The sequence below is a fragment of the Anaerolineales bacterium genome, assembly GCA_016928575.1.
GTDB lineage: Bacteria > Chloroflexota > Anaerolineae > Anaerolineales > RBG-16-64-43 > JAFGKK01.
This window is the reverse complement of the sequence record JAFGKK010000082.1, coordinates 1-6,634: the sequence shown is the minus strand read 5'-3', so window position 1 is coordinate 6,634 and position 6,634 is coordinate 1. Positions and strand designations below refer to the sequence as shown.

Annotated in this window: 4 protein-coding genes; 2 read left to right on the top strand and 2 right to left on the bottom strand. The window is 65.3% G+C overall.

Annotated features, from left to right (window positions below):
- Positions 1–139: 139 nt before the first annotated feature.
- A complete protein-coding gene (locus JW929_10585) occupies positions 140–1,297 on the bottom strand; it encodes an SH3 domain-containing protein (protein MBN1439845.1) in 1,158 nt (385 codons plus the stop codon).
- Positions 1,298–1,451: 154 nt separating this feature from the next.
- On the opposite strand from JW929_10585, the gene JW929_10580 reads away from it, so the two are divergent.
- Both JW929_10580 and JW929_10575 read left to right on the top strand, forming a co-directional pair.
- Positions 1,452–1,877 (top strand): hypothetical protein, encoded by a 426-nt coding sequence (locus tag JW929_10580; protein MBN1439844.1) that lies wholly within the window; start codon positions 1,452–1,454, stop codon positions 1,875–1,877.
- 42 nt (positions 1,878–1,919) lie between these two features.
- Positions 1,920–2,219 (top strand): YtxH domain-containing protein, encoded by a 300-nt coding sequence (locus tag JW929_10575; GenBank protein MBN1439843.1) that lies wholly within the window; start codon positions 1,920–1,922, stop codon positions 2,217–2,219.
- Between the two features lie 268 nt (positions 2,220–2,487).
- On the opposite strand, the gene JW929_10570 is transcribed toward JW929_10575, so the two are convergent.
- Positions 2,488–6,348, bottom strand: a complete 3,861-nt coding sequence (locus JW929_10570; protein MBN1439842.1) for a PAS domain S-box protein — start codon at positions 6,346–6,348, stop codon at positions 2,488–2,490.
- Positions 6,349–6,634: the final 286 nt, after the last annotated feature.

Below are 6,634 nucleotides of genomic sequence, written 5' to 3'. Positions count from 1 at the left end.
CGTCATGCCCGAGTGATCGTATCGGGCATCCAGGAACCGCCGGAGTGACTTCCGGAACGCATGCCCCGGGTCCCCGATTAACCCGCTCGGGGATGACGATCTAGAGACAGCATTTGCCTCTTTATATACGGCCCCGGTTCTATGGCGCCTTGGAGGCGGCCGGCGTAACCGTCGCGCAATATTCCACCGCCATCCAGCCGGTTTCGCCCGACGCGGTTCGCACCGGAACCCACCAAGTGCCGTCCTTTTCCATCGCCGGCCCGAGGATCTCCACCACGTCGCCTTCCTGCAGGGAGGCGATTTTCTTTCCGTCCAACCCCGGCGCATCGCGCAGGTAGACGCCCTGCCCACCCGTGCCGCGGACGACCGCCGGAACCGGCGTGGGGGTGGGGGTGAAGGTAGTGCTCGGGATCGGCGAGCGGGTGGGGGTGGGCGAAACCGTGGCCGAGAGGGTGAGGCTGGGAAGGGACGAAAGGGTGGAGGTTTCCGAGGGAAGCAGGATCGGCCCGGGCGTGCCGGAAGGCCGCGCCGCGGGCGGCTCCCACCGCGCCCACGCCAAGAGCAGGGCCGCGCCCAGCAGGACGGCGGCCGCCATCCCCGCGTAAGCGCGCGCATCCCGCTCCGCGGGGCGGAAGGCGAAGGCGAGGTAGGCGCCGGTGGAAGCCAATAGCGCCAAGCTGGAATAAATCCCCCAGGCCAATCCGGCCGCGAGCGCATCGGCGCCGCTGCCGGCCGCGGCGGATACGGCGGCGGCGCAAAGCGGAGCGAGGCAGCCGTAAGAAACGACGAGGTTCGGCATCCAGGCATCGGCCGCGCCGCGCAGGAACCTCCAGGTAAGCAGGGCCGCGGCCGCAACCACCGCCAGCGCCGCCGCCGCGTCGGGCTGCACCGCCAAAGCCGGCCCGCCGAACAGCGAGAAGGTGAACGCCGCCGTCCAAGCCGCGGCGAAGGCCAGAATCCACGCCAGCATGAGCGCCGCCAGGTTGCGCGCGGCGAAGCGCCACGATCCGGTGACCAGTCCGAGCGCGGCGCCGGCGAGCGGGTTGAGCACCGGGGCGCAGGCCAGACCGGCGATCAGCAGAACGGTTGAGGAGAAGACCTGCGAAACGCCAATCAGGAACGCGGCCAGCAGGGTGAGCAGGAAAAAATCCAGGCGCGGGAAAGCCCGCTCGGCGAGGTCGTCCAGGGCCCGGTCGCGCTCCTCCTGGCCGACGAACGGAAGCAGCGAACGCGCGCGCCTGCGCCGCAAGGGGGACGGCGGCGCCCCATCGGAGGGCATCGGTTCGAGCGGTGTCATCCCAAAATCCCTCCCGCTTCCGGATTCCGTTTTCCGCCGCCGAGGAAGACCTTTTGCGGCGGAAGATGAGGATGAGGCGGCATCCCGGCCGGACGGGATGCGGCCCGGTTTCATTATAGCCCAGCCTCCGAAGGCAAGGTGTTATAATGACCACATGGCCGAGAAAACAGAACGCCCGCGCCGAAAAAGTCGGTTGCGCACGCGGTTGCTCCTTTACGGCGGCCTCCTCCTGGCGCTGCTCGTCGCCGCCGCGGCGGGTCTGGCATTCCTTTCGCAGGACGAAGCCCTGACCCGCACCGCGCGCGACGTGTTTCTGATCCTGCTGGCGCTGGAGTTCATGGTGGTGGGGGTCGCGCTGATCGTGCTGGTGGTCCACCTTTCACGGCTGATCCTGCTGATCGAAATGGAAATCCGCCCGATGCTCGAGAACGCCAACGAAACGCTCGACGCCCTGCGCGGGACCACGCTGTTCCTCAACGAAACCGTGGTCGAACCGGTCCTGAAACTGCAAAGCTCGCTGGCCGGGATCCAACGCATCCTGGAAGTGATGGGCGTCTTCCGCCGGCCTTTCAAGGGATAGGCCCGTTCATTTATTCCATCGCCGGAGAAAGGAGCAACTATCATGGCTGACAACGACAGCGACCTGGGATCCTTCTTGGCGGGGTTCGTCATCGGCGGCTTGGTGGGCGCCGGCGTGGCGCTTCTGCTGGCTCCCCAAAGCGGCGAAGAAACCCGCGAAATGCTCCGTGAACGCAGCATCGAACTGAAGAGCCGGGCCGAGCATGCGGCTTCGGATCTTCGCACCAAAGCCGAAACAGCCTTCGAGGAAGGCCGCGAGCGGGTCGACGCGGCCGTGGAATCCGCCCGCGCGCGGGTCTCGCGGCGCAAACCCGGGGCGGCTGAAGGCGAGGCGCCGAGTTAAAGCCGCCGGCGCCGCCCGGCCTCCGCGCATATCGGCGGATCCGTCCGGATGTTGAAACATTGCGCCGTATTCGGCATTGTCACGCCGCCCCCGGCGTGACCTTCGCCGGGGGAAGCGTTTTTTTTGGGAAACCGTCGAAGGTGCTTAACGGGGTGCTGAAAAAGGCCTTTGACAACCCCCGCCTTTTTCAGCACCCTGGTATATAATAAAAAAACCAACCCCCGAAAATCCGGGGGTTGGTTTTTTTTTCGGAAAAGGCGGGGCAAGCTCATCCGCCGGCGACCACCTCAAAAAAAGCCTCCACGACCTTCGGATCGAAATGCCCGCCGGCTTGGCGGTGGATGTAGTCGCGCGCGTCCGAATCCGACCAAGCCGGTCGGTACGGCCGGGCGGAGCGCATGGCGTCCCAGACGTCCACCACCGCAAAGATCCGCGCCGCCCACGGGATCTGGGTCCCGCTCAATCCGCGCGGATACCCCGTCCCGTCCCAGCGCTCATGGTGGCAGTAGGGAATGTCGATCGCCGGGCGCAGATAGTTGACGGAGGCCAGCAGGTCGCGGGCGTGGACCGGATGCCCGCGCAGGACCTCCCAGTCCTCCTGGCTGAGCGGCTCGGCCTTGCGGAGGATGCTCTCCGGAATTCCCATCATCCCGATGTCGTGCAGGATCGCGCCGCGGTAGATGTGAGTCAGCTCCTTGTCGCCGCATCCCAGGGCCTTGGCCAGACGCACCGTCCAATCTGCCAGGCGCTGGGATTCGCCTTCCATCGAATGCTCGCGCAACTCGAGGGTCCGCGCCCATCCCGTCAGGGTGTCGTTGTAGGCCAGGTTTAATTCGTCGTTCGACGCCTGCAGGCCCTCGAACAATTCGGCGTTGTCGATCGCGATCGCCGCCTGCCCGGCCACCAGACCCAAAAAAGATTCGGCGTCGGCATCCAGCTCGGAGGAATCGCGGAAGAACAGCTCCAGGACGCCTTTGGCCGACCCTTTGGTGAGCAGGGGAAGGCACAGGTAGGAGCGGAATTCCTCGCCGGCGATTTTCGGGTAGATCTTCGCGCCGTCGGTCCGCTCCTCAAGGCGGGGAACGCGCACCAGGCGCCGGGATTGCGTCGCCTGGTTGGCGTAGCTGTCCATTTTGCGCGGATAGGATTGCAGCGGAAGGGGTCCGCGGAATCCGCGCGCGCAGGCCATGCGGAAGGTCTGGAGATCCGGCTGGTAAATCAGCACGTCGGCCGCGGGAACATTCAGCAGATCGGTCAATTGGCCAAGCAGGATGTTGAGGACCAGTTCAAGCTTGAAACTGCTGGCAATCGCGGTGTCGATCGCGCGCATGGCGGTCAACCGCCGCACCTGGTTCTCGTTGAGCGCGTTCAGGCGGGCCAGCTCCTCGTTCCGGCTGCGGAGCTCCTCCGCCTGCCGCTCCAACGCACTCCGCGCCTGCTTGATTTCGGTGATGTCGCGGCCGTAGACGTTGACATACCCCGCTTTGCGGACGGGCGTCAGGAAACAGGAAAAGACCCGATCCGCGACCGCGGTCTCGACGTCGCGGATCTCGTTGCGCTCGTAGGCCTCTCCGAGCCGCGCCCGGAAGCCGCCCGGAACGGCCTGGCCGGGCGCGATCCGCCACAGATCGAGGAACGACCGGCTGGCGGTGTTGGCGAAGAGCAGAACGCCGTCCGGCGCAAAGCGCATCACCGGATTGGGGTTTTCCATGGGAAACCGGGAAAGATTCTCGATCTGCTCTTCGGCCTGCCGCTGTTCGGTGATGTCGCGCGCGGAGGAGAGCGCCCCGGCCGCCTCGCCGCGCCCGTTCCGCAGGGTCCGGCACCACCAGGCCAGCAGGCGCTTTTGGCCGTCCCGGCGCCGCTGCCAGCTTTCCACGTAGATCGTGTCCTCCGTGCCGTTGATCACCGACTGGACACGGGCGTAGGTATCCTGCTCCCCCTCAAAATACTCGGCCGCCTCCTTCCCGACCACATCCGCGCCGAAGAATGACAGACCCGCCGGATTGGCCCAGATATACACCTTCCGGGCATCAACCTCCATGACGATCTCCGGGATCGCATCCAGCAGCGCTTGGTGGCGCAGGGCCAGCGCGCGCAGTTCGTTCTCGGCCTTCTGCTTTTCGGTGATGTCGCGGAAGGTGCTCAGCGTATACAGAGTTTTTCCAAGCCACAGATGGCTGGTCGAAATTTCCAACTCGCGCCGGAGCCCGTCTTTGCGGATCACGGAGTAGGTGAAACGCCGGTCGGTGACGGTTCCCCCGCGCGCCTCCTCCATCATCCGCCGGACGGTCTCCCGGGATTCCGGCGCCAAGTGGTCCATGAGCGGGATGGAACGGAACTCCTCCAGATCGTCGTATCCGAAGATCTCCAGCAAGGATCGGTTGACGTCGACGATCCGGTTGCCCTGCGAAAGCCCGATCCCCTCGAGCGAATGGTCGAACAGGCTCCGGTAGCGCTCCTCGCTTTCGCGCAGGGCCAGCTCCGCCTGCCGCTCCGCGGTGATGTCGCGGATGGCGGATACCATGCCGGCGAAGCTCCCATCCGGCGCGCAGAGCGGCGCGCCGTTGACCGACAACACCGTCCGCTCCCCGGTTTCGCGTTCGACGGCGTGTTCGATGTCGTACACCGGCTTCCCGGAGGACTTGACCCGGGGGAACGGGAGCTCCTCGGGAGGGAACGGCCCGCCGTCCGGCGCCGTGATCTTCCACTCCGGGTCGTCGTACGCGCGCCCGACGATCCGGCTTTTTTGGAGGCCCAGGATCCGTTCGGCGGCCGCATTGGCATAGGTGACCCGTCCATCGCCGTCCACGAACGTGACCCCATACGGCGCGGAAGCCACCATGGCGCCCGCCCGGCCCTCGCTTTTCCACAGCGCCTCTTCGGTTTTCAGCCGGTCGGTGACGTCGAGCACGTGGGTGACGAAATGCGAAGGCTTGCCGTCGGCGCCGAACACCACGGCCGAACTCACATCCGCCCAGACGGTGCCGCCGTCTTTGCGAACGTAGCGCTTGGCAAAACGGACCGTCCGCCCCCCGCCTTCCAAAACGTCCTGCATGACCCGGCGGCTGGATTCGACATCCTCCGGATGGGTGATATCCAGGAACTCCATCCCCAGCAGTTCCTCTTCGCCGTAGCCGGTGATCGCGCAGAAGGCCGGATTGACCATCCGGTAACGCCGGTCCATTCCGAACAGGGTGATGCCGACGGAGGAATTCTCGAAGATGGAGCGGAACTTTTCGAAGCTGTCCCGCAGGGCGCTTTCGGCTCGTTTGCGCTGGTCGATATCTTCAATGAATCCCTCGAAAAACGCCGGCCGGCCTTCGGCGTCGTTCACGGTGCGGACGCTCAGCAACCCCCAAAAGGCGCTGCCGTCCTTGCGGCGATATAGGTTTTCGAATTTGTCCCGGGCGGGGTCCTCCTCCTTCAGCCGGATGATTTCCGCCCGCCGCGCCGGATCGGCGAATAATTCGGCGGCGTCCCGGACCGAGGCGTACAACTCCTCCGGCGAGGCGTAGCCGAACAAGCGCGCGAAAGCCGGATTGACCCGGATGATTTTTCCGTCGAACGCGGATTGGAAAACCGGCACGACGGCCTGCTCGAACAGTTCCCGGTAGCGGCGCTCGTTTTCCCGGAGCTGCCGTTCCTGATCCTTGCGCTCGGTGACGTCGTGGTAGTTGACCAGGATCGCCCCGACCGCGGGGTTATCCAGGTGGTTGACGCCGTACCCCTCGATCCAGCGCGGATCCCCCGACGCATCCCGGATCCGCCCTTCGAACGGAACGGTTTTGCCGGGGGATCGCAGGATTTGCGCGAAGAGTCTTTCCGTCTCCCGCTTGTCCTCCGGCCAGATCCATTCCATCAGGTTGCTGTGCAGGACCTGCCCGTCGGGGCGATGGAGCACCCGGCGGACGGAGGGACTGCGGTAGAGAATCCTTCCGCGGTCATCCACAAAGGTGAAGATCTCGGCGCTGTTTTGCACAAGAACCCGGAACGCGCGATCGTCGTCCCAGATCGGCTTGTCTCGATTCGGAGATTGCGGTTTTCGGGTGCCGGGTTTGGACGAGCGGGCCGGCGGCGCGGCTTTTTTGCGGGGCGGCTTGCGGAATTCGGTTGTTTTCTTTTTCATCCGCCACCTCCCTTCCCAGCTAACAGGAGGAAAAGCACGGAAATAAAGGCCGTCATCCGGACCGGAGGAGGTCCGGGGCAGACAACGGACCTCATTTATACATCATTCCCGGCGCGGCGTACAATGGGCCGGCCGGGGCAGCCTCGGGGATGACGGGATGGTCGTCATGCCCGCGTGTATTTGGCGGGCATCCAGGAACCGATGGAGCGGTTCCCGGAGCGGATGCCCTGGATCCCCGCTACGAGCGCGCGGGGATGACGATCGCAACCCATTCGGGTGTTCTTGG